Raw genomic sequence first — 26,929 nt, forward strand, 5'->3', positions numbered from 1 at the left:
GTCCAACATACTTCTTATATCTCCATACAAACTTTGTAGTACACCAAGTAGAGCAATAATAATAAAAAAATTGTGATAAATTAGACTCTTTTGGGTTTTTGTCATATTTACATCCTTCCTTTAATTGATTAACCTTTACTTATTATTTGTTTTTAGTGGGATCCTCTACGTATACATGATTAACCCATGTACCAGTAGGATAATATGCAGAAGTCGTAGTCACAATACAAACTGGTCCTCCACGATCAATCTTTTTGATTTGATCTTTCATATGATCAACATGCTTATTTGTAAAATAGTCAACTGCAAATAACAGAATTGAGACTGTTGCTGTTGCTTCCGTCAAACCAATATTAGCCAATTTGGAAAGCTTCTCGGCAAGTTTTGCTGCTCCAGTCAGCACACCACCTTGCACAAGAGATTGATCAGTGCTTTTAGGTATATCATCAATTAATTGGTAAGCAACAAAAGGATCTTTAAAATATGTTCTAGTAATCGAATTGTAGCTAAAGTTGTCAGATGCCGATTCTATTACTGAAAAGATAGGGTGAATATCCCAAAAATTACCACTTCCATATCCTTTAGGATCAGGTGGCCCCATAACCCCCATATAACCTTTTACTTTTCCATTCTCAATAATTTCAGTACCAGCTGGTATATATTGATCATCCCCCATGTAGATACTCCCCTTAGCCCCATTATCGCATACTCCAGCGTGTGCATACTTACCATCAGCAGATACACAATAATTACCTGTTGGGTCTACATAAATTAATGGATTATTCATTACATACGTATACAAGTTCAAACTCAAAGGATTATTAATCTGCCCCTCATACGTATCCTCATTAATGAACCGTCCAACCGTCGAATCATAATACCGTGCTCTTAAATAGTATAGACCAGTTTCAGAATCCTGTATTTCCCCAGCATATTTGAATGAGTTTGCTAATCCTCCTGTCTGTTGCGTGACAGTCCCCCATTCATCATAACTGTATGAATTAATGACTTGACCGCTAGTATCAACAATTTGAATAACATCTCCATGACCATTATACAAATAATAGTAATCCTTAGCCGCAGCCAAATCCTTCTTGACGAGGAGACGATCTCCTCGAACATACGTAGCAGTTGTCTGATTGCTGCCGTTCATTTCGGCAACAACCTGACCGCTTGGATTGTAACGATATTGCGTTACGTTCGAACCTGAAGCCTTTTTATATCGCAGACCGTCGGGAGAGTAATCAAACGAGGTAGCAACCCCGCCTTTAGTAACAATGGTTAGCGTGTTAAACAAATCATATTTGTAAGTAGCTTCTGATTCAATTCCTAAGGGCAAGCCTGCAGTATCACTCAAAGTTAAGCGATTGCCTTTTAAATCATAATTATATGATGCGGTGCTGCCATCCCAACGGGTAACGATAGATAGGCGGTTGAGTTTATCATACTTATAGTTATTGTTTCTTGTTCCCTGCCCCGTGATTGTCTGTGTGATCGATATGATGTTTCCATTATCGTCATAACTGTAGCGGAACTGGGAAAGGATTGCACTTCCCTTTTGGTTTGTTACGGTGTCCTGACGATTCAACTTGTCATACACATAATTCGTTGCCAATACGGTAGCGTCCGCCAATGTCGGATATGTGATACTTTTTACTTGCCCGTTGGCGTAATAGGCATACTGTACATTCTTTCCTTGCGTATTGTCTACCGTTGCCAAGCCATCCACCTGAACCTTGTCGAGCCGTAATCCCGAGTATTTGTAATTAGTAACAAAGATGTTGGACGGCCCGCTTGAGGTTAGTGATGATACGCGATCATTAGCATCGTAACTCAGCGCCAATCCTGAAGAATATCCACCAGTGCCTTGTTTATTGATGCTCGTTACTCGCTTTTGCTGATCAATCACTGTATCCATTTGCTCGGTTTGCACACCATTTTTGAAAGATAGCGTTCTATCCGAAAGAATTCCGCTATTCCCGAAAATAGTTTTCTTTTGCTGCGAACTGCTTCCATTCGTTAATGTCACGCTGTCATTACGATAATGCTCATCATAATGATAGGCAAACTTACTACCATTTCGATCGGTGTTCCACTCCAGCAACCCTAGACTGTTGTATGCATAGGTCTCCAAGTTGGCTGTGGCATCCGTTTTCGTCGCTAGTCCGCCAATCTCGTTAAAGTCTTTTGTTTTTAAGGTACTCGGTGCACTTGATTCGTTAGCTTGCATCGCAATGCTAACAACTTGCCCATTCCCATCGTATTTATATGTTGTGATTTGACCTAGCGCATCCTTCACGGCAACTGGTTGGTCCAGAGCATCGTAGCTGTACTTTGTTGTCACCCCTTCATTATTCAAATTTCGTTTGGGATCCGTATAGGCGACAACATTGCCTTCGATATCGTACGCATAGAGCTCGGATATCGGCTGAGACGTATTTGGCCAGTCCTTGTAAGTTCGTGTTGTAAGCAAGTGTCTCCACTGATCGTAGTCTTGTTCCACATAACTCGACTTTGCAGAAGCATCTGCAGGGTTTGTGCGGTAAGTGGATACTTGATCCGCCGCAACGAAATAGGAGATGTTCCTCCTCAATTTTAAATTATTCTCGGTCACATAGAGATTTCCATACGTATCTGCCGATTCTTTTAGTTCTCCCCAAGGACCATAAGTAACCGTAGTCATGTTACTCATTGGATCAACCCTATAAATTTCCCTTGTCATATCATCGGGACGATACTGCGTGACAATGGCCTGACCGTTGTTTTGTTTAACATCGTAGCGCAAAAAGCCAAACCCATCGTAATAGAATTGCTCATTCGACAGGAAGGTCTGAGCGCCATCTGACTTTCTTACATATTTACGATCGGAGCTAACGGAAGTGCTATAAAGATTAGCGTTTTCCGGATCACTTCCAGGGACGTAAGTAGATTCGGAATAGCTTAACTCGTCGAAAACATCATATTTTTCGTTATTCAGGTTCGTAAAGGTAGGATAAGATATCCTTGTAACACGTTTAAGCGAGTCATAGGTATAGCTTGTCTTATTCCCTAGACCATCTGACTCTTCCTTGAGCAAACCTGTACCGACATCGTAAACGAACGTTTTCCTAGCGTCTTGCGTAACGGTGCTGGTACCCGTACTGCCCTTCGTCGTAAAATAACTATCTGATTGAATTGGGTAAGCAAAGTTCGAAACTGAGCCGTACAAAACCTCATTTGTAGACGTCTTTCCGTTCCCCAAATTTTTTATAACCCGAACTTTACTGATGTTCCCGTTAACAGCCGTAGCTGCATTTGTACAATTGGAGATGCCGTCCACTCCGTCGTAACAGTAATTAGTGACTTCATTCTTGGCATTCGTGAAACTCTTCAACCGACCACTACTATAGTAATCGGAAGTCTCCGTGAGCATGGTCGTTGGATTCTGGTACCATGTTTTTGTCTTCACAAAATTGTAGGTTGGCTCGTAGACATAGGTGGTTGTATACAGTTTTTTAACGTTGGCGTCGTTTCGTTGTGCTTGCGTCAACGGCTTCGTTTCAGACGACAACCCGCCCCAATCCGAATACGTTTTCTCGACAAGGAGCTTGTTCGCTGTACTATCGGTGTCGCCCGCACCATATTCTGAATGCTGCGTCAACGTTGGTAGCGAGGTAAACGTTGAATGATAGGTCAAAACCGAATCTACTTGGCGCTCGCCATTGGCCGCCTTAGTTTCGGTGGAAACAATCTGTCCTAAGCCGTTAAAATTCGTAATGGTTTCGAGGCCATTGGTAGGTGTTGTACTTTGAACTTTAGAAAAGTTGGAATACGTGTATCCTGCCGGCAAGTTATTAGTGTCATAGTAGGCTGGGTAACCAGTATAATCCCCCGTATATGTTATATTTGTGTGGTTGTAATCACCTGTAGCTGAGAAACTTCCTTTCATTAGCTGGTCATATCGTTTAATAACTCGGTATTCCTCTGTGAATCCGCCCGGGCCAAAATTCCGTGTCACCATCTCGTGTTGATAATTGGCAACGGAATTACTGTACTGGACCTTATCGAGAAGGTAAAAAGGAGTGAATCCTGAATAGCTGTCTCGTGATTTGGTGGAATAATTAAAATAGCTTTGAGCGTTCCAATTGTAATAAAGATAGGTTGGTGTTCCTTTTTGGTTTGAGATGGACCAAAGGTAAGGGAAATAGCCATCCGGATTCCCGTTATAAGTTGAAGATGCACGCCATTTCGTATAAACCACTGTCTCTATCTGATTTCCAGACGGGTCCTTAACCGTAACCGTAATGTTCTCACCGTCAAAGGTCCCTGTCATTTGAAGCTTGGAATCATAAGTGAACGATACGACCCGGCCAACCGAATCTGTAATTGATGAAATTACCTTGTAGGTCTGTCCATCGTATTCTTGCCGATCGACATGTTGAAAGGTAATCGTATTCCCATACCGATCCACAATACCAAGCAGACGTCCATCTGTGGCAAAATACTCTCTCTTTTTGTTTGCATATTCTAAATAATAGGCGGATTGCGCTTGCCCATTATTAAATAAACCCTGCGTATCCTGATTCAAACGCAAGTTTTTGCCTTCATACCCTAGCAGATGGGTGACTCCGGCTACTGCATCGCTAGCCTCAAAGTCAATGCGATATACAGCGCCGTCTCCCCTATGGTAATAGAGGTACCCGCCATCGGCGACTTGAATGGACGGAAATTGAAAGGACCAGCCAACACCTAGGTCATAACGTGAATTGAGATAATTAAATTTCTTCAAGCCGGGAGCCGTATATATTTTCATATAGTTAAATGCTTGATTGGATTGATACATAACTCCGACGTTGACGTCCAATCCATCCCTGCCCGGCAGATGAATGCTGTTTTGCTTCCAAGTCAGGCTTCCAGATGCCGGATCAATAATATCGCTTGTGCCATTACCGTCACTGAATTGCGGCTTTTTTACCTGATTGATGCTCTGCTGTGTTACGAGACCGTTCATAACACTGTTGACATCACTTGGGTTCACGTCTGCCCAGACGTGTCTAGGCATACTGTATACACCTGCAATTAGAGCAAAGAAGAATAGAATTGAACCGATTTGTTTATTCATGCGTTTCCTTCCTCCTTCACAACCGCTTCATCTGCACTTCCTTGTTGATTCGTACTCTCTTCCTGACTGCCATCTTCAATAAAGTCTGGAGTTTGTTCGTCACTTAATTGGGAGGACAGGGCTTCATTAGCACGTATTTCGTCCTGTTCTTTTGTGGGTGCTCCTCCACCTAGTCCCTCTAAGCCATCTGCCTCGTAGTTTTGCATAACTGTATCAAGCGAATCATCTCCTTGTATTTCCGCAACTTGCAGCAATTGAAGCTTTTCAGCGTCGCTCATTTCTCGGCGTTCAAGCATTTTAAGTGCTTTTGCCTGTTTCTGCTCCAGCATCTTTAGCTTTTTCTTAGTGTCATTCTGTATTCTGAGTTCAATCTCATCCCAGGTTACTTTCTGTTTTTTCTTGGTTTCAACAAGCGCCTTGGGCTGAATAAGCCATTCATTGCCTACGTAATCTGACATATAAATATCTTCTACAGTAGCACCGCCAAGGATAAGGTCTTCTATATCTTTTTGAGAATAGTTGTACTGATCTTGTTTATAAAGCCGTCCTTTTCGATTGTCTTCCTTCTTATGCTGGAGTTCGGTCTCCCAGTTTGATCCGTATACCGATTCAGTTACCGTCCCGTTTGAGTAATCCGAGTCTGTAACCGTCATAACGCTTACAACCGGAGAATCAGGAGTGATATTTATTCCAGGTGTCGCTTGACCTGATGAAGGAGTGTTTGATTCTTGCTGTGGCTGTAGTTTATCCTTGTCGTTCTTCACATTTTTTGCATATGCAAGTCCTACGACATTAACCGCGAGTATGATACATGCGAGGGCCATTACTAGTGTCTTTCTTTGAAATCTCATATGTGTTATCGCTCCTTTAAAACATTAAGTAGTCTAGAATAAAAGAACTCTTTTGCTACATTTACGATATCTTCTTAAAGAGTAGATTACCGTTGGAGTCATATACATAATCTATAATTCTTCCATCTGGGAGTTTAATATAATCAAGTCTTCCGTTACTATCATAGATAAAGGTTACAGGATCACGTGTTTTAATATCTAAAACTTCGCCCGAACTTATAATTCCTGTTGAAATATTATAGATTGCTCGGACTTCGACTTTATAGATAGTTCCCGCGATTAAACCTTCCAAGCGTAAAGAATAATTAGTTGCTGAGGTTGGCAAAATGGAACTGATCAAATTTCCATCTCGATAAACTTCATATCTTCCCAAAAACCCCGAACTCGCGTAAATCGATGTTGGACGAGACCAATTAATCAAGAATGATGACTCTTTTATTTCACTAGCATTTATGTTTTGCGGAGCGAATGAACTATCAGTGTCGTTATATGTAATCTCCATGTACGCGTTATTAAACGGATTGAAAGATGAATATAATGTTCCACCATTGAACGTTGAAATGCCTAGTGTATATAAGTTAAATCGAATTTCAGATCCAGAAATAGTGAGGATAGCTGGGGCGTTAGAGTTTAAAGTCGTAGCTTTACCTAAATAATAGTTGTTTGATGTTGGCCTTGAGTTATTTGAAAAGGTTGATTGATGAGTTTTATTAAGATAAACATCTGAGTCTGCTCCTGTAGTACTGCTGGTAAATATGGTTCTAACACAGGCACAAGAAGGATCAAATGTATTTTGTGAAGATGTTTGATACTTATAACTTTTATACACTATATTTTGAATGGAAGCGGGTAATATGCTCGGAGTGTCGATACTGTGTAGGCTATAGAAATTTGCGGACGTGTCGTAGGTTCCTTCTCTCCTAACTGTTGTTGGGTCAACTATCAGCGGGTAGTGAAGGTTTTTATCGTCAATGTTAAACGTAATAATTGAAGACTTATCTGTGCGGACTACATGGGGTATAACCCTTCCATAAAGATGTTCTTCCTTACCCGACTCTTGAATCCATAGTTGTGGGATGGAATATACTACACGTCCGTCACGATTGATAAAGTCAATGGAGTTGTCTTCATTTTGCTTGATTGATGCATTTTGAGTTTTCACATGAAAAGAAAAGGTCTTAGGGCTTGTTTTATCCTTAAGGAACAAAAACATTTTGAGATGGTCAGAATTCACTGTGTAAATTAAATCCGTATCTTGCCACGTGTTGTTATATGTAATTGTATTTTTACTCACATAACCTTTTGACTTATTAGTTTTTAAAGCTTCATATGTTATAGAAAGATCAGCATCACCAATTGTTACTTCTTCATGACTTCTTTTCCCAAGATGAACTTTGAATTTGTTTTTCAATACCGCAAAGGAGTTATTGGGATCAATCTGATCATCAACAAGCGTTGTATCAACCCTGCTCCATTTACCACCTTGAAGATAATTTATTGGCGAATTAGAGAATATGGTGGTAATTGAATCGTCGCTGTTTCTGTAAGAAATACTTTTTTCTGTGCGTTTTTCTGTAAGCTCATTAAGTATTGTTACTCCTTTTTTATATGAATCCGGAACTATATCATTGTAGTCTGGTACTTGCAAATTTAGATTATTGTAAGTAGCTTGCTCTTTCTCTTGAAGCATTGACAAATCTTGTTCTAAACTAGCTGCCTGTAAATTAATAGCTCCATTAAAACCAAAAATAGAAATAAAACAAAACAATAAAATACCAGACACCTTCGTTATTCTCAAGAACAAAAAGCATCTCCCCTAAAATGATTAATATGCAGCAACGTTCAGTAGAAAATTAAAATCATTTAATTGCATTGGCACAGCAATTTTGAAAGCGATGTCAAAAATATGCGTTGATATTATTCTCGAGACTCCCTCCTTCCGTTCTATTTATCTAATGCACTTTGCTGAGCATTTCAATAATAAATATTTTTGGAAGGAGAATATAGGTACAATTGATAAAAACAGCATCCAAATCCCCCTTATCTTTGGTACAATTTTATTTTTTTAAGTACAATTTTCCTGTTTTGGCTGGCCACTATAGGAATAAAGTCACTCTTGACCTTGCATTTCCTAGGAGAGTGTGTATATAACTTGGCCTTTTTATCTAAAAATACAAAGGCTAGTTGTCCCGCGGCTGAAATCACGAAAATAAAGTTGTTTAATCAGCGCTATACAAAATGTCTGGAATAAAAATAAAGCTCTTTAATGAAAATCTAAAAGTTGGGCTCCCCCAAATCCCTGGATAGCACAAAAACAGCAGCCGATCCGGCTGCCGTCAAACCTACTGCAATCGATTCAATACGCTTGGCGTAGCCACCTAGCTGTCTCCAAATATCGGACTTGCGTAACTTACTGTCTAACCCGTTGTCGCCATGGATAAAGGTTTGAATCATAAACGCTCTTCATTAACTACCCCCGTATTAAACAATACTCGATTCTGTAATTAATAGTTGTGCTATTATCCCCCATTAGCTCAATGAAAACGGCAGTCGCGCAAACGATTGGCATCCTCCCTAGGTGGATAGCCGTACATGCGGAGTTGGTCAGCCTCCAGCCATGCGGCCGAGGGCGAACGCAAAACAAAAAGAGGACTATAAATCTCGGTCCTCATACAAAATATTTCAATTATAAGCAACAAGATCTATGAATACATCCTGAGTGTGGGATGAAAGTCCTCTGTTTGCTTCAAAATGGGAAGAATATAGTCTCGTTGCCCATTGGTCGGATCGAGGCAACATTTAAACATTTTTGGGACAAGATCAGGATATTCTATTATTAATAAAGATTTCCTGGGAGGTTGCGCATGCGTTCATTACTTCCGTTTATAAACGCAATAAGTCTAGCACTCGTACTTGTCCTCAACTATTGGTTTGAGAAGCTGCCGCTAGGAGGCCAAACAACGGGTCAAATCGCCGCTAAGTATCCCGTGCTTATTCAGCCCGCAGCCTATGCTTTTGGAATATGGACAGTCATTTACGCTCTATTGGCCGGATTCGTGGTGTATTCCTTTACCAAGAAAGGATCACGGAGCCGGTCCGTACAAGCTTGCAGCCTATACTTCATGTTAAGCTGCTTATTCAACGTCGGGTGGCTGGCAGCCTTTCATCTGGAAAAATTGAAGACGAGCGTCATCATCATGTTTTCACTCTTGCTCACTCTTATTATCCTATACACGAGACTTCGATCATTCTCCAACAAACCTTTCACTCTCGCGGATCGCATATTTGTTCTCTTACCCTTCAGCTTCTATTTGGGGTGGATTTGCGTCGCAAGTATTGTCAACGTCGCCGTTGCGCTATATGCCTTCCACTGGGATCGTTTCGGAATTTCCGAAGAAGCATGGACGATCATCATGTTAATGATCGCTGCATGGCTTGCTATATGGATGTCCACCAGAAACAATGACTGGGCAATAGCAACCGTCTTCATCTGGGCGTTTATTGCTATAGGGGTGAGCAATGATTCTCACCTTGTCATTGCTTATACAGCCTATATCCTCGCTCTGCTGCTCTTTATTACAACGCTTTACCGAGTTCTACTAATGAAAGTGAAAGGTCCTTTCTCTTAAAGACGATTACGACAGCAGAATATAAGCCTATGCTTATTCCAAGAGGCGACCTCCAGCAATTACGCTGGTGGTCGCCTGCTGGGATTTCAATAGAAGAACGTGTGCTGCAAGGTTTAATTCACGCTTACGTTATCCCCGAATGACTGCGCGTACAAAGATCCAATTCCGATAAATCCCGATGTCAGCGAGGAATCCGTAATGCCGGAGAACAATGTGGTGACCGCCGAGCCTCGAGTCCCTTTCACGGAGATCGTTCCATTGTTGAATCCAATTTCGATTAACGGCCAATCCCAGTTCTTAATCGTGTAAGCACCGCCATACGTCGCAAGCGTCGATTCGATCCCGCCGACGACCTTCTTCAGCTCTACTGTATTGGTGGTACCTCCTCCGAATTGAACGAAATACGTGTTTGAGACATCTGTGTAATTGAAATAGATCCTCGTCTTGCCATTATTGTCTCCAGCGTCGGTCTGCAATGCCGCTTTAACCGTGAAGTTGCCGGAATAAGAGGCACCCGTATAGATGCCGCTTGCCGATCCGCTCCAATTGTTAAGCAGGAGGCGCTGCGTGTTCACCGAGCTGCTGACGAGCGTCCAGCTCTGTGCCAGCCCGTCATCAAAATTCTCGGCGTAAGGGGTCACTTGACTTGAGAAACCTTCGTTTAACACGACCTCCACATCATCCGCGAATGATTGCGTGCCGGAGACGCCGATTGCAAGCTTACCGGATGTCAGTGACGTATCCGTTACGGCATTGAACAATGTCGTGCGCGTTCCACCGCGAATCCCCGCCACTGTTATGGTGCCGCCGTTCACGTACTTGATCTCGATTGTCGGATAGCTTCCGTTCTTAATCTCGTAGCTGCCTGAGTAGGTCGCAAGCGTCGTCTCTGTTCCGCCCACCGCTTTCTTTAATTCCACCGTGTTGCTCGTGCCGCCTCCAAGCTGTACGAAGTAGGTATTGCTATTGTTCGTGTAATTGAAGTACACCCGCGTTTTCCCGTAATTGTCCGCCGAATCGGTTTGCAGTTTCACGCGGTAAACGACGTTATTGCCACTGTTTGCAGCTGAGAACGTTCGATTGCCGTACACGCCTTCAGTAGTGCCGCCCCAATTAGTCATTTTTAGGCGTTGGTACTCCACAACCGTACCGCTGCCGAGCGTCCAGTCCTGAGCAAGTCCGTCATCGAAATTCTCGGAGTAGCCGTCATACGTAGATACCGGAAGGACACTCGAGAACGCCGATGCATTTAATCCGGTGTCCTTCGCACGGATCTTGAGCGAATAGGCTGTATTCGGCGTCAATCCGTCTAGCGTAATCGAGGTCTTTCCATACGTGGAGCCCATGAGCTGGCTGCCGTTGTAAATGTCGTACTGCATCACGCGTACATTATCCGTACTGGCTGTCCAGGAGAGGCTGATGGCATTCGTCGTTCTCCCGGTCACCTGGAAATTTGCAGGCACTGTCGGTGCTGTGCCATCCATGGCGGCGAATGTCGCATCCGCTAGCGCGACGCGCGGCGTTCCGCCTCCTCCCACGTTGGATGCACTGTTGTTGTCGACGACATACAGGTTCGTGATCAGTGCATTGTAATCGTCAAAATATTGCTTGGCCGCCCCCGAAGCGGAGTTGCCCTGGTTGAAGGAATAGCCGTAGGTTTCTTCGAATTCGTTCTTCGCCTCCACCGACAGGCTGAACGCATAGGCGTCCCATCCCGTATCGTCAGCAATATACGCACCGTAATCTTGCAACGCATGGAAAAGTTTCTTGCCCGCGGCCGTTTGCAGGCCAAGAGAAACCTCAGTCGCGCTTGGCGAAATTGCCATTAATGATCCCATCTCGATCCGGCTGTCAGTGCCGTGGTAACTACTTGGCGCCCCAGCATCGGAACGGTCCGCCGGCCAACGGTAGCCTTTCGTAGGATCAGAATTGTTGTAATAGAGGTAGTTGCCCCAGACGTTCAGCTTCAGCGCGTGCTTGATCGGCGCCGTGCCCGTTAATTCACCATGCCGGAGTGAGCCGCCGATCGCGGATAATCCGGAACCCCAGTGCGTGCCTCCAATGCCCTCGCCTTGAATGTTCAGGTCGGTTGCCCATCTGTAACCGAACACGTTGCCTCCTGCCGTGCAGCGGGTAAGCGGTTCCAGTTGAATGAGTGTCTGGCCGTCCGGCTTCAGAAATGCCGCAACGTTATTGGGAGTGCTGTAATAGGGAGTGGTTACGGCATCCGGAACAATGAAGTCGTCCGGTACGTTAATCGTACCCTGCGCATTCGACGTATCGCTGCAACGGCTCGTCCAATTAGGCACGCCGTAAATGTTGCGTAGTGGATCCGATGTCGAGGTCTTTAAATGAAATTCCTCGTCTGCGCTTACGTAACTGGCCGCCGGAAAATGAGCGAAGGACTGATATGAAGCGCCGGAGCCGATCGGCATATTCCAGATGCTCGTTTGCGAGAAAGGCTGAAGCCAAGGATCCCTGGCGGCGTCGGTATGCGCCGCATTTGTCAACCATAAAGCGGCAGCAGCCGCAATGCCCGTGTAAACTAGTTTGCTTGAAAAGCTTTTCATTACTTTCATCCTCTCGTTAGATATTGATATGAAATTCAGAACAAAGTTTTTCGTTGCCCCTAACTTTGGCCTCCTTTCTCGTTTATGAAAGGGCTTAAAACAACTATAATTCGCTCCGATTCAGGGGAGGAATCCAATATATTCGATTTTTATGCTTCTTTATTGCTGAATTCCGCGGCAAGTAGCACGTTGAGCCAACGTTTGTAATTTCGTCCGTCGTTATGCAGTCTGCGTGAATTTGTTACGATCGCGCAAGCCACGTCATATAAGGGATCGATGACCAGCATGCAGCCGCTGAAGCCGTTATGTCCAACGGCAAAGGGGGAATTCAAATCGCCGAAACAACGGTGAACGTCCACATTAGTCGTACCATGCATGTCCAGCTCAGTCTTCTTCCAGAATATTGGCGTCCGGCCAAACCGTCCGTTCGTTGATTCACGCAGCATCAGGTCAATCGTCGCCGGTGCAAAAATTCGTTTGCCGCCCTGATATCCACGGCGCATCATCATATCGGCGAATCGAAGCAGGTCTTCGGCAGTCGAGTAAATGCCACTATCCCCCGTGACTGCATGGTTCGCGAGATGCTTCTCCGGGGCCATCGTATCGGAATGAAGCGGAAGCGAGTCAATGGCTTTAGCGCAAAGAGCTTGTTTAGGGAACTGAGGGTCGAAGCTTGCTTCATAGCTGGTCGCCGACATCCCAAGGGGATCAAACAAGTGGCTCCGCGCGAATGTTTCGATCGAACAGCCTGTTGCTCGTTCAAGCACGTCCATCAGAATGGAGTAGCCGTGCGTGTAATATTCATTCGCGCTGCCCGGTTCATACTTGAGGCAGTCTACGGCATATATACGCTGTAGATACGCTTCCCTATCCCCCGATTGCGGCCAATCAATGAAGTTGGCTCCGTCATAACCGGCAGTGTGCGTGAGCAAATGATGAAGCGTTATGTTGCCGAAATGGAATTCCGGCACATATCGTTTCACCTCGTCATGCAGCGACATAACGCCCATCTCCGCCAGCTTCAGGACCAGCGCTCCCGTAATGGGCTTCGTGACGGATCCGATATTGAAACGCGTCGCCGCCGTAACCCCCGCCGCGTCCGATGGCAAAGCAATTCTTCCTCCACATTCATTAAACACGACGCGTCCCTGCTTCAGCACGGCGACGGAATAGCCGGTCACCATGCCTCGCGCCAGCTCACTCTGTAAAAAAGCAGATACGCTCCCTCGCCCAGGTGGCGATAGTTCACGGTACTTTTCGCGTCCTATAGCCTGATCTTCCATTTATTCCTTCACCGCCCCGAGCACCATGCCTTTGACGAAATGACGCTGTAGAAACGGATACACGATCAGTACAGGCACCGCTGCGATGAAGATCTGAGCAGCCTGGACGGAACGCTGTGTCAGCTTCGCGACATCATTCACGTTCGTAATCAGATCCTTAAGGTTATGGCTGACCACAATCGTCTGCAGATAGGTCGCGAGAGGGTAATTCTCCGGCCGCGTCATGTACATCAAGCCGTCGAACCAGGAATTCCAATGCCCGACGAGCGTGAAAAGCGACAATGTCGCCAATGCCGGCATGGATACGGGCAAGTAAATTTTCCACAGGGTTTGAAACTGGTTGGCTCCGTCGATTAGCGCGGCTTCCTCCAGCTCCTTCGGCACATTTCGAAAGAAGTTCATTAGCAGAATCATATTCCACACACTCACGGCGCCTGGGAGCACCAGCACCCAAATCGTATTATTCATGTGCAGCTTGGAAATCAAGAAATACGTCGGCACAAGCCCTCCGCTAAACAACATCGTGAAGATGAAATACCACATGAAGCCCATACGCCCTCTCAAACTGCCACTGTCCTTGGACAATGGATAGGAAGATAGAATGACGAGTCCCATGCTGATCATCGTTCCGAGTACGACGCGTTCGAACGAAATCCAGAGCGATTTTAGGAACAACGGATTGTCGACGCTCTTGTGATAGGCATCCCAATTGAAGCCGATCGGCAGAAAATTGACGAGATTACCGGTGACCGCAGCTTTATCGCTGAAGGAAACGGCCAGGATATGAATAAGCGGCAGGATGCAGCAAAGTCCCAGTACGAAGATGAAGACGCTGTTGAAGATGGTGAATATCCGGTACGACGTCGTTTTGTAATACATCGTGATTCGCTCCTCCTTAGAAAATTTTGTAGTTGCCGTAGCGGTAAGCCAACCGATAAGAGACGACGATAAGTACTGTCGAGACGAGTGACTTGAACAAGCCAAACGCCGTGCCGAAGCTGAACTGACCGTTTTGAATGCCCATTCGGTAGACGTAAGTATCGATGATGTCCCCTTTACCGTATACGAGGGGACTATAAAGGTTAAATATCTGATCGAACCCCGCGTTCAACACGTTGCCCAATGACAGCGTGCCAAGTACGATCGCCATCGGAACGAGCGAAGGAATGGTAATAAATATCGTTTGCTGCCACCGATTAGCACCGTCAGCTTCCGCCGCTTCATAGAGCGAAGGATTGATGCCGGCAAGCGCCGCCAAATACACGATCGTCGAGAAGCCGAACTCTTTCCAAACGTCACTCAGCACGACCGTAAACCGGAACCAGTTCCCGTTACCGAGAAAGAAGATCGGCTCTACACCGAAAATGCTGAGAAAGCGATTGAACAACCCACCGGATGGCGACAGTACGTCCACCAGAATACCGCCCAATATGACCCATGATAGAAAATGGGGCAAGTACACCAGCGTTTGCACGGAGCGCTTGAAGATATTCGATCTCACTTCGTTCAGCAGCAGTGCGAAACCAAACGGCGCTATTAACCCGGCGACGATCTTTAGCCCGGCGATGATGAGCGTATTCCAAATGACCTGTACAGAGTCCGGGAATTGAAATATCGTCCGAAACTGCTGCAACCCTACCCAAGGCGACTTCGTGAAGCCAAGCCAAGGTTGATAATCCTGGAAGGCCATAACCAGTCCAGCAATCGGCACATACGAAAAAATAAAAGTCAACACAATGGCGGGCAGCAGCATCGCATAGAGCAGCCCGTTTCCTTTCCAGCCACGAGTCCGTTTTCGTTTACCAGTAACGATAACTGGTCTTGCGGGAATCAATTCCGTATTCATGATGCAAGTCTCCTTTTCCATCCACACTCTTGATCTATCGTGTATACTACAATTATATTTCCGCCTTGATAGGCCTAATAGAAAAGGATTTGGACATTGATAACGTTTTGTTCACCACTTCGTCAGGAGGGCAAGGAATGCCGCAGGTCAAGTCGAATATCTTCACGAAGCTCCTAACCATGCTGCTATTACTGCTCTTTCCGATCGTCGTGCTCTACGGGTATTCCACCAATACGAGCGTCGGGGTAATTAAATCGCAGATACAGGAGCTGAACGTCAACCGTCTAGCTTTCTTTCGTGACCAGATCGAGGAGGAAATGAATCAGCTCGTCCTCCTGTCCAGCGTTATCAGCCGCGATTACTCCGTTCAATCACTTCAAACGAAGAGCGATTACTCGTCCTATGCAGAAATCTCGTCTGTCATTGCCGTCGAGAACAAGCTGCGGCTGCAGCAAATCGCAGGCAAATGGAGCAATCAAATTATCGTCTACTATCCGCAGGCGGAACGCGTCGTACCCGATAGCCTGAGCAGCGTCAATCCATTGCAGCTGGCCAACCTGGATCTCTGGAACAAGTACCCGTGGATCTACGAGAATGATCCTTCCGTTCGGGGCAACTACCGCTTCGCCCACTACGTCATCGACCCGTTTGGCGCCGACTTGGAATCAGCGCAGCAGGTGACGAAGATTTATTTCTCCGCCGAAATCCTGAAAGACCTGCTTTATAATTTTAACGTCAACAAGGAAGGCGAGACCTTTCTCTGGAGCAGGCAATTCGAGCCGATAACCAAGCCTGTGAAGCCTCTCGAACATAAGGACGAGCTGCAGGCAACGCTGAGACAAACACTCGACGGTCCCGTCCAGAACAAGATTGTCAAGGTCGGCGGCACGGAGTACGTCATGAATGCACTGCAAATCGGTGGACTTGACTGGTATATCGTCGACGTTGTACCCATTAAGCAGATTCTGAAGCCAATTACAACGAATCGGAACCTCTTTTACATTGCGATCGTCGTGCTAGTTCTCATCGGGACATTGGCTTCACTGTGGCTCTACCGTTATATCCAGATTCCCATGCGCCAATTGCTGCTCGGCGTTCGCAAAGTACGCCACGGCGACTATTCGATCCGTATTCCTGAGCGCGGAAATAATGATTTCGACTATTTGCTGTCAGGATTCAATCATATGACCGCGGACATACAAGTACTGATCGATCAAGTCTATAAGGAGCAGATCCATTCTCGGGAGGCGAAGCTGAAACAGCTTCAGTCCCAAATTAACCCGCATTTTTTGTACAATTGCTTGTTCTACATTATGAACATGTCTTCACTTGGGGACGAAGAAGCCGTAACGGCGATGGCATTGAATCTCGGCGAATATTTCCGCTACACGACACGCAATGACAAGCCATCGGCTACGCTTAGAGAAGAAACGAATCTCATTACGAATTACCTGAAGATTCAGCAGCTGCGAATGAAGCGTCTCTCGTATGACATTTCCATTCCCGAAGAGATGATGTTTCTCGAGATACCGCGTTTATCACTCCAGCCGATCGTCGAGAATGCGGCCATCCATGGAATCGAACCGCTTCCCGAAGGCGGAACGATCACAGTTACGGGCGGCAGTAACGGGCAAGAACATTGGATCGTCATTGAGAACAATGGCGCTACGATGGCAGAGGACAAGCTGCGGGATCTGATTGCGATGCTGGGTCAAGAGCACGAAGAAGAACGCGGATATGGCGTCTGGAACATGCATCAGCGTTTCCTTCTGCAATTCGGGGAAGGTTCGGGACTCGTCATCGACAAGCGTTCAGGCGGCGGCATGATTTTCACTATCCGATGGCACACCGCTAAGCGGGACGTGCTGCCACAACAAGAGAAGGAAGCGTGAACCTACTATGATTCAATTGATGCTCGTTGATGATGAACCATCTGTCGTCGATGCATTGGCCTTACGCATCCCTTGGAGTTCGCTTGGCGTCGTACATGTTTTTAAGGCTTATTCGGGCGCAGAAGCGTGGGAACTGTTCCAATCCCAGCAGATTGACATCGTCATTACCGATATCCGCATGCCGGGCATGGACGGACTGGAGCTCATCCGGCGCGTGCGCGCGGTGCGCAATCGCACCCAATGTCTGCTGCTGACGGGATTTGCGGAGTTTGAATACGCGCAGGAGGCGCTTCGGTCGCAAGTATTCGATTATCTGCTCAAGCCCATCGGAAACGACGAACTCATTGCTTCTGTGAGCAGATTGATTGCTCGGCTGACGGATGAGTGGCAGGCAATAAGTTCTGTCCAACGAGCTGCCTATACGTTGCGCGAACACTTGCCGCTGCTCCGTGGAAATCTGTTGAACGATCTACTGCAGGATAGACGCATCGATGAAACCTTGCTTGCGGAGAAACTCAACATGCTGGAGCTGCCTTTCCGTCCCGGTAACCGGTTCTGCATGCTGCTCATTCGCATGGAAGGGCAGTTCTTGAACTACAGCAGGCAGAGTATTAATCTGTTTGAATATGCCGTCTTTAACATGGCTGAAGAATTGATGAGCCTGAATTTCGATTTGTGGACCGGACGCGACGACCACGATTACCTCGTCTTCCTGCTGCAGCAGAAGGAAGACGAGGTCGTCGACATCACCACCTCTGTGGTCAATAGTGATCGTCTCGTTGAACTTCGGGCGGAAGAGCTCCAGCATCATGTAGGTCTCTATTTAGACGGCAGTATTTCCATCCTCCTCAGTCCGTGGGGCAAGTTTCCGAACAGTGTTTCAGACGTTTATGAAACGATGCTCCAAGAGATGCGCAAGCTTATTCGAGGCAAAAGCGGCATCTTTAAAACCGTCGACACGTCGCCTGAACGTGTCAGCATGCATTCGCTTCATGCTCTGTACAAGCCCCCCCTGCTAAACCATCTTCTAGAAGCAGGACGGTGGGACGACGCGCAGGAGAAAATTTCGTCTATCATTGAAGAAATATCCGCTCACTGGGCTGAATCGCTAGAACACATTAATGAGGCCTACTATTCATTGCTCGCCTCCTTCCATTACATCGCCCATAAAAGCGGCAAGCAGCTAATGGATATTGCCGGGATAAGGCAACTGGAGCTGGACACCAACGGCCGTCGTTCCCCGGAACAATTTCGAAGTTGGGCAGAAGGCATACTTAAACTCGTCAAGGAGGAATTGGAACGGGATAATCGGCATGCCAATTCCGCAATCATTCTGCGCGTGCAACAATTTGCAGAGGAGAAACTCGCCGAGGATGTCTCACTGCTGGCTATTGCCAATCATGTGTATCTCAATTCGGGTTATCTCTCGAAACTCTACAAGCTGGAGACCGGCGAGAATTTAAGTGATTACCTCTATCGGCTGCGCATGGACAAATCCGCCTATTACCTGACGAACACAAGTCTTAAAATCCAAGACATTTGCGAGCGAATCGGCTATCAGAATACATCGTATTTCATTAAAATGTTCAAAAAACACTTCCGAGTGACACCGCAGGAATACCGTAACGGGACGATGCATTAAATGAATCCCTGTCCTCCAACCCCTCTCATCTTTCCTTAGCGAAAAAGCAGCAAGCGGTCATCGATTAATCGATGACCGCTTGCTGCTTTTCTATCCTTATTTGGCGCTCTTCGCGTACCAATCGTTGACTTCCTTCATGATTTTACCGTAACCGGCTTTATCATAATCCTCCAGGAACTTGTCGTACGCATCGACGGATGCCTCGCCGTAAATAATTTTTGAAATCGTCTCCTTGCGCATTTTGTCCAGCATGGCATTCTTGGACATCATCGTCGTCGTGACCGGAACGCCGATCACTTGAGGTACCTGGAAGCCTTTGTCGAGTCCGTCCAATAGAATCTTGGCCGCATCCAAGCTGCTTTGGTCCTCGCCTCCGTACTGCTTCACTTCCATCGGCGTACTAGGCTTCTCTCCTGCCGTGAATTTGTGCAGCATTTCGGTCCAGGCATCCGGAAGCGTGAAATCTTTCGGTACACTGATTCGGACCGCATCCAGATAATTCGGTACTTTGCTCTTGTCGTTCGTAGGCTGCCCCTCGACGTTAGCCCAGTCGTATCCTTCCGCCAAACCGTACTCATATTTAGAGCCCTTGTCGGGATTCAGATAATTTTTGAAAAACCAGTTCATGTATTTCACGACCGCTTCTGGATGTTCCATGCCGCTGCGAATCATGATATTTACGCCGTTCGTCGGATTTTCTTGTGCCACTTTGTACGCCCCATCCGCTCCGGCAAGGTACGGATAAGCTTTGAATTCAGCACCGGGCACATTCTTCTTCAAATCCGGGAATGGCCAGATGGACAACCAATACTGACCAAAGGTAATGCCGGCTTTGCCACTAGTGAACAATTCCGCCGCTTTCATATTGTCATAGATACCGCTGTCCTTCGGGAAGTACCCTTTCTTCATCCATTCCTGCAGCTTCCCAAGACCCGGCTTAGCCGCCGCCGTCAGTAACGGTTGATAAATCGTACCATCGTCCTTCTTTACCCAGCCGTTATCGTTCGGAAGAACGCCATCCGCCGCAAAGACAAAGTCCGTGCTGCCGAGCCATGTCGCATTCACGCCGTTATCCTTCAACGCCACGGATAAGCCGAACGTATCCGGCTTGCCGTTCCCGTCCGGATCTTGCGTCGTGAACGCATCCATGACCGTCTCCAGTTCCGTCACGTTCGTCGGCGCTTTCAAATTCAGCTTGTCCAGCCAGTCTTGGCGAATCCACATGACATTGCCACGGCCCACCATGTTGAACATCGGGAGAGCGTATTTCTTATCATCAAACGTCACGCCATTCCAGACTTCTGGATGGCTCTCGTAGCCCTGCTTCCAATTATTCTCCGCGTACTTCTCGAAAATCGGCGTCACTTCCTGGTATTTGCCTGACTGTACCAACTGGCTCATAAGCAGCGGATCCGAAATGGCCAGCATATCAGGCAATTCCTGATTGGCAGAAAGCGCGAGCCGAATTTTCTCCGTCAACTCTTGCGTGTTGGATGCCGTCCATAAGTATTTCATTTTAATGTTCAAATCGGATTCAATCGACTTGTCTATGACGTTGTTGTCAATGCTTTCGCCTTCCTTAAACTTCACATCGCCTTCAAGCACCTTCGCTGTCGTTAGTGTGACAGGTTCCGCGTATTTGGTGAGCGCGCCGTCTTCATTTGCTTGTGCTTCTGTGCCTTTGTCAGCCGTTTGATTTGTTTTGCCGCCGGAGTTGACTCCCGCGTTGTCGCTGCCGTTCGAATTGTTTCCACACGCGGTCGTCAGTGCAATCATGGCGACAAGCGCAAGCGCCGCCGCGGTTTTCTTTGTCGATCCCCTCATGTCTCATGAACCTCCCAATTTCATCAATCCTTACACGTTTATCATAATCAATCAAGTTTTAGGCGGCTATAATACTATTTCATTTTTGATAGAATTCTGTGGGGGTCATGTTCGTTGAGATCCTTCAATATCTATTAGTCTGATGAAGGAGATCTAACTAAGCAGAATCGTTACTTCTTGTCTGATTTAGACGAACATAATGGGTTGTGATCGTGAGATAACCGCAAAGCAATATCCCTCATCACTCCATCGTCGTACTGATGAGGGATATTGCTTTGCGGTGTCTTCCTTTTGCCTTTGGTTTTCACTTACTTGCAGAGATACGGGTAAAGCAAAAAAAATCGGAATGGATCAGACAGGATACCTTCCTGGCCAGTTCATTCCAAATTTATGGTTGTTGGGGTTTGGAAGCATCGCAATTTTTATAAAAGCTCAGGGATAGACTAGGAGCTTTCTTATTTAAGATTATCATCTATGGATTTTGAGTCTTCTATTTAGCCGTGGACGAACCTTCCTAATACTCTGCCTTTTACGTATCTTCCTAAAAGTAGGTTTTAATCTTTTGTACTCGTTGTCACATGAATCATAGTTTTCAATATATTTATGATGAAAATTCCGGGTTTGAATTTGGTTCAGATCATTCCAGCCTTCGTTTCTAGCTCCGGGCTGTCCCGAACTCCCAGATATGCCCATAATATAAAAACGATATCCAAGAGCTTTTGCATAATCAGCAGCCGCTTCAAATTTCGCTTGATTCTTAGGTTGACCTATATCACCGGATACTTTTACTTCAATTAGATCTTTGGTTCCGTCACGATAAGTTACCAAAATATCTGGCGTATATAAATGACTAACCTTGCGATAAAAGTATCTGATTCTGAATGGTTCAACTTCAATTTTTATTATCAACTTATTACTTTCTAAGTCTAGAAAAATCTTATGTTCAAGAGGACTTCTACATTTGGATGCCTTGTCCATCTTATTTAAGTGAATAGTAAACGGATATCCGTCCTCTGTTTTCCCTCTTTTGGGTGGTGATAACCTATCTAACTCTTTCTTTAGCTTAATATCAAGAGACCGTAGATCACTCTCCATTTTTTGAATGTAGGCATGCATTATAATCTTTGAAGTATCAAAGAACATACTATCTTTTTCAGACTTTCCTAACTGTCTTAGCTTTTTCTTCCGTATGGATGAAAAGGGTATAGGTTTCTCCTTACATTCCGTATCAGTAATTGTATATGTTCTTATTCGTTTAGTGTGAAAGATTCGAATAGCATATCTATCCCTACAAAATCCAACTAAATAGTAATAAGCATGCCTCTTGAAGATATACCAGGGCTCCACTCTTCTATATCTCTCACCACTTGAAAGGCTGTCATAGAGCATATGTATTTGTTTTCTTTTTTGTATTGCAGTTTCAAATACCTTTATGTCATTTAAAATAGTCACAAATGTCTCCTTTTGTAGATGTTTGAAGATCAATCCACACGTTTACTATTTATTTCATTATAATAGAATACTAAAATAGTAGCAGAAGACATTTCATTGTGGGTCATTAGTTTGACCAAGCATATCATGAAAGGATGAGGATAATGCAGATAATACTTAAAGGATGGATTCACGGCGAGTTTCTAGAGCTCGCCAAGTGCAAAGCGGAATTGTATGAGTACAATGTAGGGAGTGAAGACCTACCAAATTACTGGTACTCCCCTATTCCACTCGATGTATCAAGTCCTGAACAAATTTGTTAGTGGTAATCGCTGAGCCTGAAACGCAACATAAATTTGCTGTCCCTGAGACAAAAGATTCTTTCCACCATAATTCTATCTCCTTACTTTTCCAATATATAAAATCCAATTAAGAACACAACATATACAATGTGTTATTCACTATTAGGAAAGGGCAGCATCAAACATGGCAAAATTACTGTATATTGCGGCACACCTATGTGACCACCACTTCTTTCTGTCAGTATGGCCGTGGGACAGGCGTTCATCGATGCAGTGACGTCCAAGACAGTAGGTATCATCAAGCAATTACCGCTGCAGGAAGTTAATTTGTGGTAAAATTGACATTTTCCATATCAAGAATTTTTAAACAAACAAAACCAGCAGCAGCAAATGATGAGGGAAAATAAAGTTTGTTAGTGGAACTTCAGTGTTTATGCGGATTATTAGATTTACTTATATGTGAAAAAACATGGGGAAAGTTTGTTAGTGACAATCACGCAACCTGAAATCGGAACACAAATGTGGAAATTAAAGTTTGTTAGTCGGATACAGAAAAGAGAAAAACTGCTCGGTGCATCTGTCGGAGCAGCACCTTTTCCATTACACATATCAATTTTATTGACTTCTGTGCATGGCCGGCCACAGTAACGAAAAAAAAAAAAAAAAAATTACCCGACCATCATTGATCGAGTTTAACTCATCATATTACATCAAACCGTCTTAATAGCTGCTCCGCCTCCTGAAGAGCCGCTACAAAAAACCAGACAACCCGCGGGCTGTCTGGTTTTCGCTTTAGTTGATCTGATAGATCCGTGCTTCATAAGGCCGAAGAAGAAGGCCGTCCGCGGCTTCAGCTATCCGTTCCGGATAATTCCGAATAATCGTCTCTCCGAGCCTGGCGGCGGCCGCATCCGGGAGACGGCAAAGCGTCTCTTCTTCCGAGATGTTAAGCAGCACAAGCCATTTCAAATCGCCGAGCGTGCGGTAATAGGCGTAGATGCGCGCATCATCGTCCAGAATCGGCTCGTAGACGCCGTATATCATCACGTCATTTTCTTTTCGCAGTCGGATAAGCTTCTGGTAGTAATAGAACACCGAATCCGGATCCGCGAGCGCTTGCTTCACGTTGATGTCCCGATAATTCGGATTCATCTTCAGCCAAGGCTGTCCCTTGCTGAACCCTGCGTTCGCCGTATCATCCCACTGCATCGGCGTTCGGGAGTTGTCTCTGGCAAGATGAAGCAGGCTTTCGAACACCTCCTGCGGCTCTCTTCCCTTGGCCACTTCTTCCTGATACTTGTTTTTCATGGCAATGTCGTTGTAATCGTCGATCGAAGGAAAGCGAACACCCGTCATGCCGATCTCTTCTCCTTGATACACATACGGCATCCCCGGAAGCGTGTGAAGCAGCGTCGCGAAGCATTTGGCGGACTCCACCCGGTAGGCCGCGTCATTGCCGAAGCGCGTCACGAGCCGAGTGTGGTCGTGATTGTTCAGAAACTGCGAATTCCACCCTTTGCCCCACATGCCGTCATACCAGCGCTTCTGGATTTCCTTGAAGCGATGAATATCCCAGTGCGCCATATAATCGCATACTTCAAAGTGGAATAATGTGTTGAGCTCGCTGCGCTCTTCCCCGACGTAGAGCACGCCGTCTTCCGGCGATACGAACGGAATCTCGCCGACGGTAAACACATCGTAATGCACCAATACCCGCTCATGCATCTCTTGCAGGTACTCGTGGATGCCGGGATTATTGCCCAAATAGGAAATGACGTCCGGGTTGTCCGCGTCCGGAAACCCGGCCTGCTTGGCGAGCAGGTTGATGACGTCCATGCGGAAGCCGTCGATGCCCTTATCGAGCCAGAAGCGCATCATGTTATAGATCTCTTCCCGAACCCGAGGATTGCTCCAGTTCAAATCCGGCTGCTCCGTGGCAAAGGAATGAAAGTAATACTCGCCCGTCCGGTCGTCGAGTTCCCATGTCGAAGGCGTGAAGTAGGAGCGCCAATTGTTCTTCTCGCTGCGCCAAATGTAGTAATCCCGCTTCGGATTGTCCTTCGAGGAACGGGATTCCTGAAACCATGGATGCTGATCGGAGGTATGGTTTACGACCAAATCCATGATCAGCTTCATGCCTCGGGCATGGACTTCTGCGAGCAGCCGGTCGAAGTCTTGCATCGTTCCCGCTTTGGCCATCACGGATCGATAATCGGAAATGTCGTAGCCGTTGTCCACATCCGGGGATCCGTAGCACGGATTCAGCCAGATCACGTCAACCCCCAGGCTGCGGACATAGTCCAGCTTCTCGATGATCCCCTGCAGATCGCCAAAGCCGTCTCCGTTCGTATCGAAGAAGCTGCGCCAATAGATTTGGTATACGACCGCTTCTTTCCACCATGTTTTGTTCATCTTGGTGCTCCTTTTATTCCAAAATAAGCTCGTAGCCGGTCGTATTCCCGATGATCTCGCATTGGACGTGATCCTCGGCCGATTCGCGCGCTCGGGTAAGCTTCACGGACAAATGCCCTTCGCCGATTGCAATGCGCCGCGCCGTCAGCTCGTCGAATCCGTCCGGCAGGAACGGATTCATACGAATTTGTCTCGCCAGCGCATCCGGCGTTATGCCCAGCATGGCCTGCAGGAACACGAACGTGGTCGCGCCGGACCATGCTTGCGGAGAGCACGTCGTCGGATAAGGGATGGGCTTGCCGGATACTGCCTTGTCGTAGCCGCAGAATAGTTCAGGCAGCCGCTGGTATTCGAAGGACTTGGACGCTTCGAGCAATCCGGACAGGAGATGCTCGGCTTCTCGCTTCATCCCGAGCCTGCTAAAGCCAAGCAGAATCATGCCGTTGTCATGGGGCCATACGCTGCCGTTGTGATAGCTCATCGGGTAATAGCCGGCTGCTTTCGTGCTCATGGTACGGACACCGTAGCCGCTAAACATATCCTCGGCGGTAAGTCTGCTGGCCACAAGCTCCGCGCGGGCCGGATTCGGCAGGCCCGAAAGCAGCAGATGCCCGGGATTGGACGTCACGGAGCGCACCTGTCTCTGCTCCTGATCCAAGGCGACCGCGTAGAACTGCTCGTCTTCCATCCAATAGGCCTGTTCAAACCTTGACCTAAGCGACTCCGCCTCGTCATCCAGCTTCTTCGCCAGATCGATGTCACCCAGCTGCCTGAGAATGGGGGCAAGCGCCTTCTTCGCCTGATAGACATAGCCTTGAACTTCGGATAGCGCAATGGGAGATGAAGCATATTCGCCATTGTCGTGCATGATGGAGTTGCTGGAATCCTTCCAGCCCTGGTTCGGGAATCCTTTCTCCGCTTCTTGACGATACGTGAGGAAGCCCTCTTCCGCGCCGCCGATATGGCTGTCGATCCAGGAGAGCGCCTGGATCACATTCGGCTTCAATTCCTCGACAAGCGCCGTGTCTCCCGTCCAGCGGACGTATTCGCCGAGGACCACCAAGAATAACGGCGTTGCGTCTACAGAGCCATAATACGGCGAGAACGGCGATTGCTTCGTATTCACCAGCTCTCCGAAGCGGATCTCATGCATGATTTTCCCCGGCTGTTCATCCCGGGACGGATCGGTCTTCGTCCCCTGATAGGCGGCCAGCGTTCTCAGCGTTCCTTTCGCCTGATGGGCATTCAGCGGAAGCATGAACAACGACGTGATGAGGCTGTCGCGGCCAAAGGGCACCGCAAACCATGGCAGGCCTGCCACCGGCGTTTGCCCATATCCCACGTCTGTCAGCAGCATGCGCATATCCTGGACGCCGCGATTGTACAGCTCGTCGAACAGCGGTACATTCGATGCGACAGCCGTCGTGTCCGCATACCACGTTTCATATGCTTCATCCAGCAGCCGCAAGCCTTGATCGAAGGTGCGGGCTTCGGAGCTTTGCCCATTAAGCACCGGTGTAATCGTAAAGCAGATCTGCTTGGATTCCCCTGACGCCAAGGAAACGGTAAAATGAATGCCGCCGCCGGGAGTCGTCTTCGCAGCCTCAGGCCAGTCCCACGCAATATGCGTCTCCCGCAGGATGTCATCCTTGCCCTGATAACGGATGCTCATCGCGTGATCGCCGATGTCCCGCCCGACGATTTCGCCAACCTCACCGGTACGGTATTTGCGGACGATAAACATATCTTGAAAATCCGCATCGAAAGCCGCTGCCAAATCGAAGCTTACCGACCGGGGAAAGAAATTCGTCAGCGACACCCGTTCATAAAGAATCCCGTCGTAAATGTAGCGCTCCCGAAGCAGCTCGATTGCGCCATCATCTTTGCTGACCTTCATCGATCGAAAGGACGCGCAATAGCTTTTGTCGGCATCGGAGTGAAGAAGCGCGGGCTTCTCCCCGTCTATATAGAGCTCCATTCGGCTAAGAAAGCGCGTATCCTGCGTATATAAGCCATGCCCGGCTTCGTCGTTGCCCGTCACGTCGCCGCGGAGATCGGTAAGAAAAAATACGTTTCCTTCTTTAATGACTCGGTAGTCCATGGATGCGACTTCCTCCTTCTTCCTGTTCAAGTGTCCATACAAAAA

At 46.7% G+C, this 26,929-nt stretch carries 14 protein-coding genes; 3 read left to right on the forward strand and 11 right to left on the reverse strand.

Annotated elements, in window-relative coordinates:
- Positions 1–142: 142 nt before the first annotated feature.
- The 3 genes from BLW29_RS10720 to BLW29_RS10730 form a co-directional block, all read right to left on the reverse strand.
- Complete coding sequence (locus BLW29_RS10720; protein WP_090979243.1) at positions 143–5,101, reverse strand: RHS repeat domain-containing protein; 4,959 nt, start codon at positions 5,099–5,101, stop codon at positions 143–145.
- A complete protein-coding gene (locus BLW29_RS10725) occupies positions 5,098–5,952 on the reverse strand; it encodes a hypothetical protein (RefSeq protein WP_090979246.1) in 855 nt (284 codons plus the stop codon). Before BLW29_RS10725 ends, BLW29_RS10720 begins: the two co-directional genes overlap by 4 nt.
- Before the next feature lie 61 nt (positions 5,953–6,013).
- A complete protein-coding gene (locus BLW29_RS10730) occupies positions 6,014–7,750 on the reverse strand; it encodes a fibronectin type III domain-containing protein (protein WP_143044382.1) in 1,737 nt (578 codons plus the stop codon).
- Positions 7,751–8,816: 1,066 nt separating this feature from the next.
- Here BLW29_RS10730 and BLW29_RS10740 point away from each other — a divergent pair.
- The gene (locus BLW29_RS10740; RefSeq protein ID WP_090979253.1) at positions 8,817–9,581 is read left to right on the forward strand and encodes a tryptophan-rich sensory protein; all 765 of its coding nucleotides are present in this window, start codon (positions 8,817–8,819) and stop codon (positions 9,579–9,581) included.
- A 113-nt stretch (positions 9,582–9,694) separates the two neighbouring features.
- On the opposite strand, the gene BLW29_RS31145 is transcribed toward BLW29_RS10740, so the two are convergent.
- The 4 genes from BLW29_RS31145 to BLW29_RS10760 form a co-directional block, all read right to left on the reverse strand.
- On the reverse strand, positions 9,695–12,151 hold the full coding sequence (locus tag BLW29_RS31145; protein ID WP_143044383.1) for a fibronectin type III domain-containing protein: 2,457 nt from the start codon (positions 12,149–12,151) through the stop codon (positions 9,695–9,697).
- A 149-nt stretch (positions 12,152–12,300) separates the two neighbouring features.
- Positions 12,301–13,434 (reverse strand): serine hydrolase domain-containing protein, encoded by a 1,134-nt coding sequence (locus BLW29_RS10750; RefSeq protein WP_090979255.1) that lies wholly within the window; start codon positions 13,432–13,434, stop codon positions 12,301–12,303.
- Positions 13,435–14,313 carry a carbohydrate ABC transporter permease gene (locus BLW29_RS10755; protein WP_090979257.1) on the reverse strand — a complete coding sequence of 293 codons (879 nt, stop codon included), beginning with the start codon at positions 14,311–14,313 and terminating at the stop codon, positions 13,435–13,437.
- Positions 14,314–14,329: 16 nt separating this feature from the next.
- On the reverse strand, positions 14,330–15,280 hold the full coding sequence (locus tag BLW29_RS10760) for an ABC transporter permease (protein ID WP_090979259.1): 951 nt from the start codon (positions 15,278–15,280) through the stop codon (positions 14,330–14,332).
- A 137-nt stretch (positions 15,281–15,417) separates the two neighbouring features.
- Between BLW29_RS10760 and BLW29_RS10765 the strand changes: the two genes are divergently transcribed.
- Together BLW29_RS10765 and BLW29_RS10770 are read left to right on the forward strand one after the other, a co-directional pair.
- Positions 15,418–17,172 carry a sensor histidine kinase gene (locus tag BLW29_RS10765; protein WP_090979261.1) on the forward strand — a complete coding sequence of 585 codons (1,755 nt, stop codon included), beginning with the start codon at positions 15,418–15,420 and terminating at the stop codon, positions 17,170–17,172.
- Positions 17,173–17,179: 7 nt separating this feature from the next.
- A complete protein-coding gene (locus BLW29_RS10770) occupies positions 17,180–18,814 on the forward strand; it encodes a response regulator (protein WP_090979263.1) in 1,635 nt (544 codons plus the stop codon).
- A gap of 96 nt (positions 18,815–18,910) precedes the next feature.
- Here BLW29_RS10770 and BLW29_RS10775 read toward each other — a convergent pair whose 3' ends face one another.
- The 4 genes from BLW29_RS10775 to BLW29_RS10790 all read right to left on the reverse strand — a co-directional run bounded on the left by BLW29_RS10775 (position 18,911) and on the right by BLW29_RS10790 (position 26,884).
- Positions 18,911–20,638 carry a type 2 periplasmic-binding domain-containing protein gene (locus BLW29_RS10775; protein WP_090979265.1) on the reverse strand — a complete coding sequence of 576 codons (1,728 nt, stop codon included), beginning with the start codon at positions 20,636–20,638 and terminating at the stop codon, positions 18,911–18,913.
- Positions 20,639–21,106: 468 nt separating this feature from the next.
- Complete coding sequence (locus tag BLW29_RS10780) at positions 21,107–22,090, reverse strand: TnsA endonuclease N-terminal domain-containing protein (protein WP_090979267.1); 984 nt, start codon at positions 22,088–22,090, stop codon at positions 21,107–21,109.
- 1,073 nt (positions 22,091–23,163) lie between these two features.
- On the reverse strand, positions 23,164–24,783 hold the full coding sequence (locus BLW29_RS10785; protein ID WP_090979269.1) for an alpha-glucosidase: 1,620 nt from the start codon (positions 24,781–24,783) through the stop codon (positions 23,164–23,166).
- A 13-nt stretch (positions 24,784–24,796) separates the two neighbouring features.
- Positions 24,797–26,884 (reverse strand): amylo-alpha-1,6-glucosidase, encoded by a 2,088-nt coding sequence (locus BLW29_RS10790; RefSeq protein ID WP_090979271.1) that lies wholly within the window; start codon positions 26,882–26,884, stop codon positions 24,797–24,799.
- Positions 26,885–26,929: the final 45 nt, after the last annotated feature.

Source organism: Paenibacillus sp. CF384, from assembly GCF_900106745.1.
Classification (GTDB): domain Bacteria; phylum Bacillota; class Bacilli; order Paenibacillales; family Paenibacillaceae; genus Paenibacillus_Z.

Excerpts from the sequence above, each read along its gene's own strand:
- BLW29_RS10720 (WP_090979243.1), bottom strand. The coding sequence starts at position 5,101 with ATGAATAAACAAATCGGTTCAATTCTATTCTTCTTTGCTCTAATTGCA.
- BLW29_RS10725 (WP_090979246.1), bottom strand. The coding sequence starts at position 5,952 with ATGAGATTTCAAAGAAAGACACTAGTAATGGCCCTCGCATGTATCATA.
- BLW29_RS10740 (WP_090979253.1), top strand. The coding sequence starts at position 8,817 with ATGCGTTCATTACTTCCGTTTATAAACGCAATAAGTCTAGCACTCGTA.
- BLW29_RS31145 (WP_143044383.1), bottom strand. The coding sequence starts at position 12,151 with ATGAAAAGCTTTTCAAGCAAACTAGTTTACACGGGCATTGCGGCTGCT.
- BLW29_RS10750 (WP_090979255.1), bottom strand. The coding sequence starts at position 13,434 with ATGGAAGATCAGGCTATAGGACGCGAAAAGTACCGTGAACTATCGCCA.
- BLW29_RS10755 (WP_090979257.1), bottom strand. The coding sequence starts at position 14,313 with ATGTATTACAAAACGACGTCGTACCGGATATTCACCATCTTCAACAGC.
- BLW29_RS10760 (WP_090979259.1), bottom strand. The coding sequence starts at position 15,280 with ATGAATACGGAATTGATTCCCGCAAGACCAGTTATCGTTACTGGTAAA.
- BLW29_RS10765 (WP_090979261.1), top strand. The coding sequence starts at position 15,418 with ATGCCGCAGGTCAAGTCGAATATCTTCACGAAGCTCCTAACCATGCTG.
- BLW29_RS10770 (WP_090979263.1), top strand. The coding sequence starts at position 17,180 with ATGATTCAATTGATGCTCGTTGATGATGAACCATCTGTCGTCGATGCA.
- BLW29_RS10775 (WP_090979265.1), bottom strand. The coding sequence starts at position 20,638 with ATGAGGGGATCGACAAAGAAAACCGCGGCGGCGCTTGCGCTTGTCGCC.
- BLW29_RS10785 (WP_090979269.1), bottom strand. The coding sequence starts at position 24,783 with ATGAACAAAACATGGTGGAAAGAAGCGGTCGTATACCAAATCTATTGG.
- BLW29_RS10790 (WP_090979271.1), bottom strand. The coding sequence starts at position 26,884 with ATGGACTACCGAGTCATTAAAGAAGGAAACGTATTTTTTCTTACCGAT.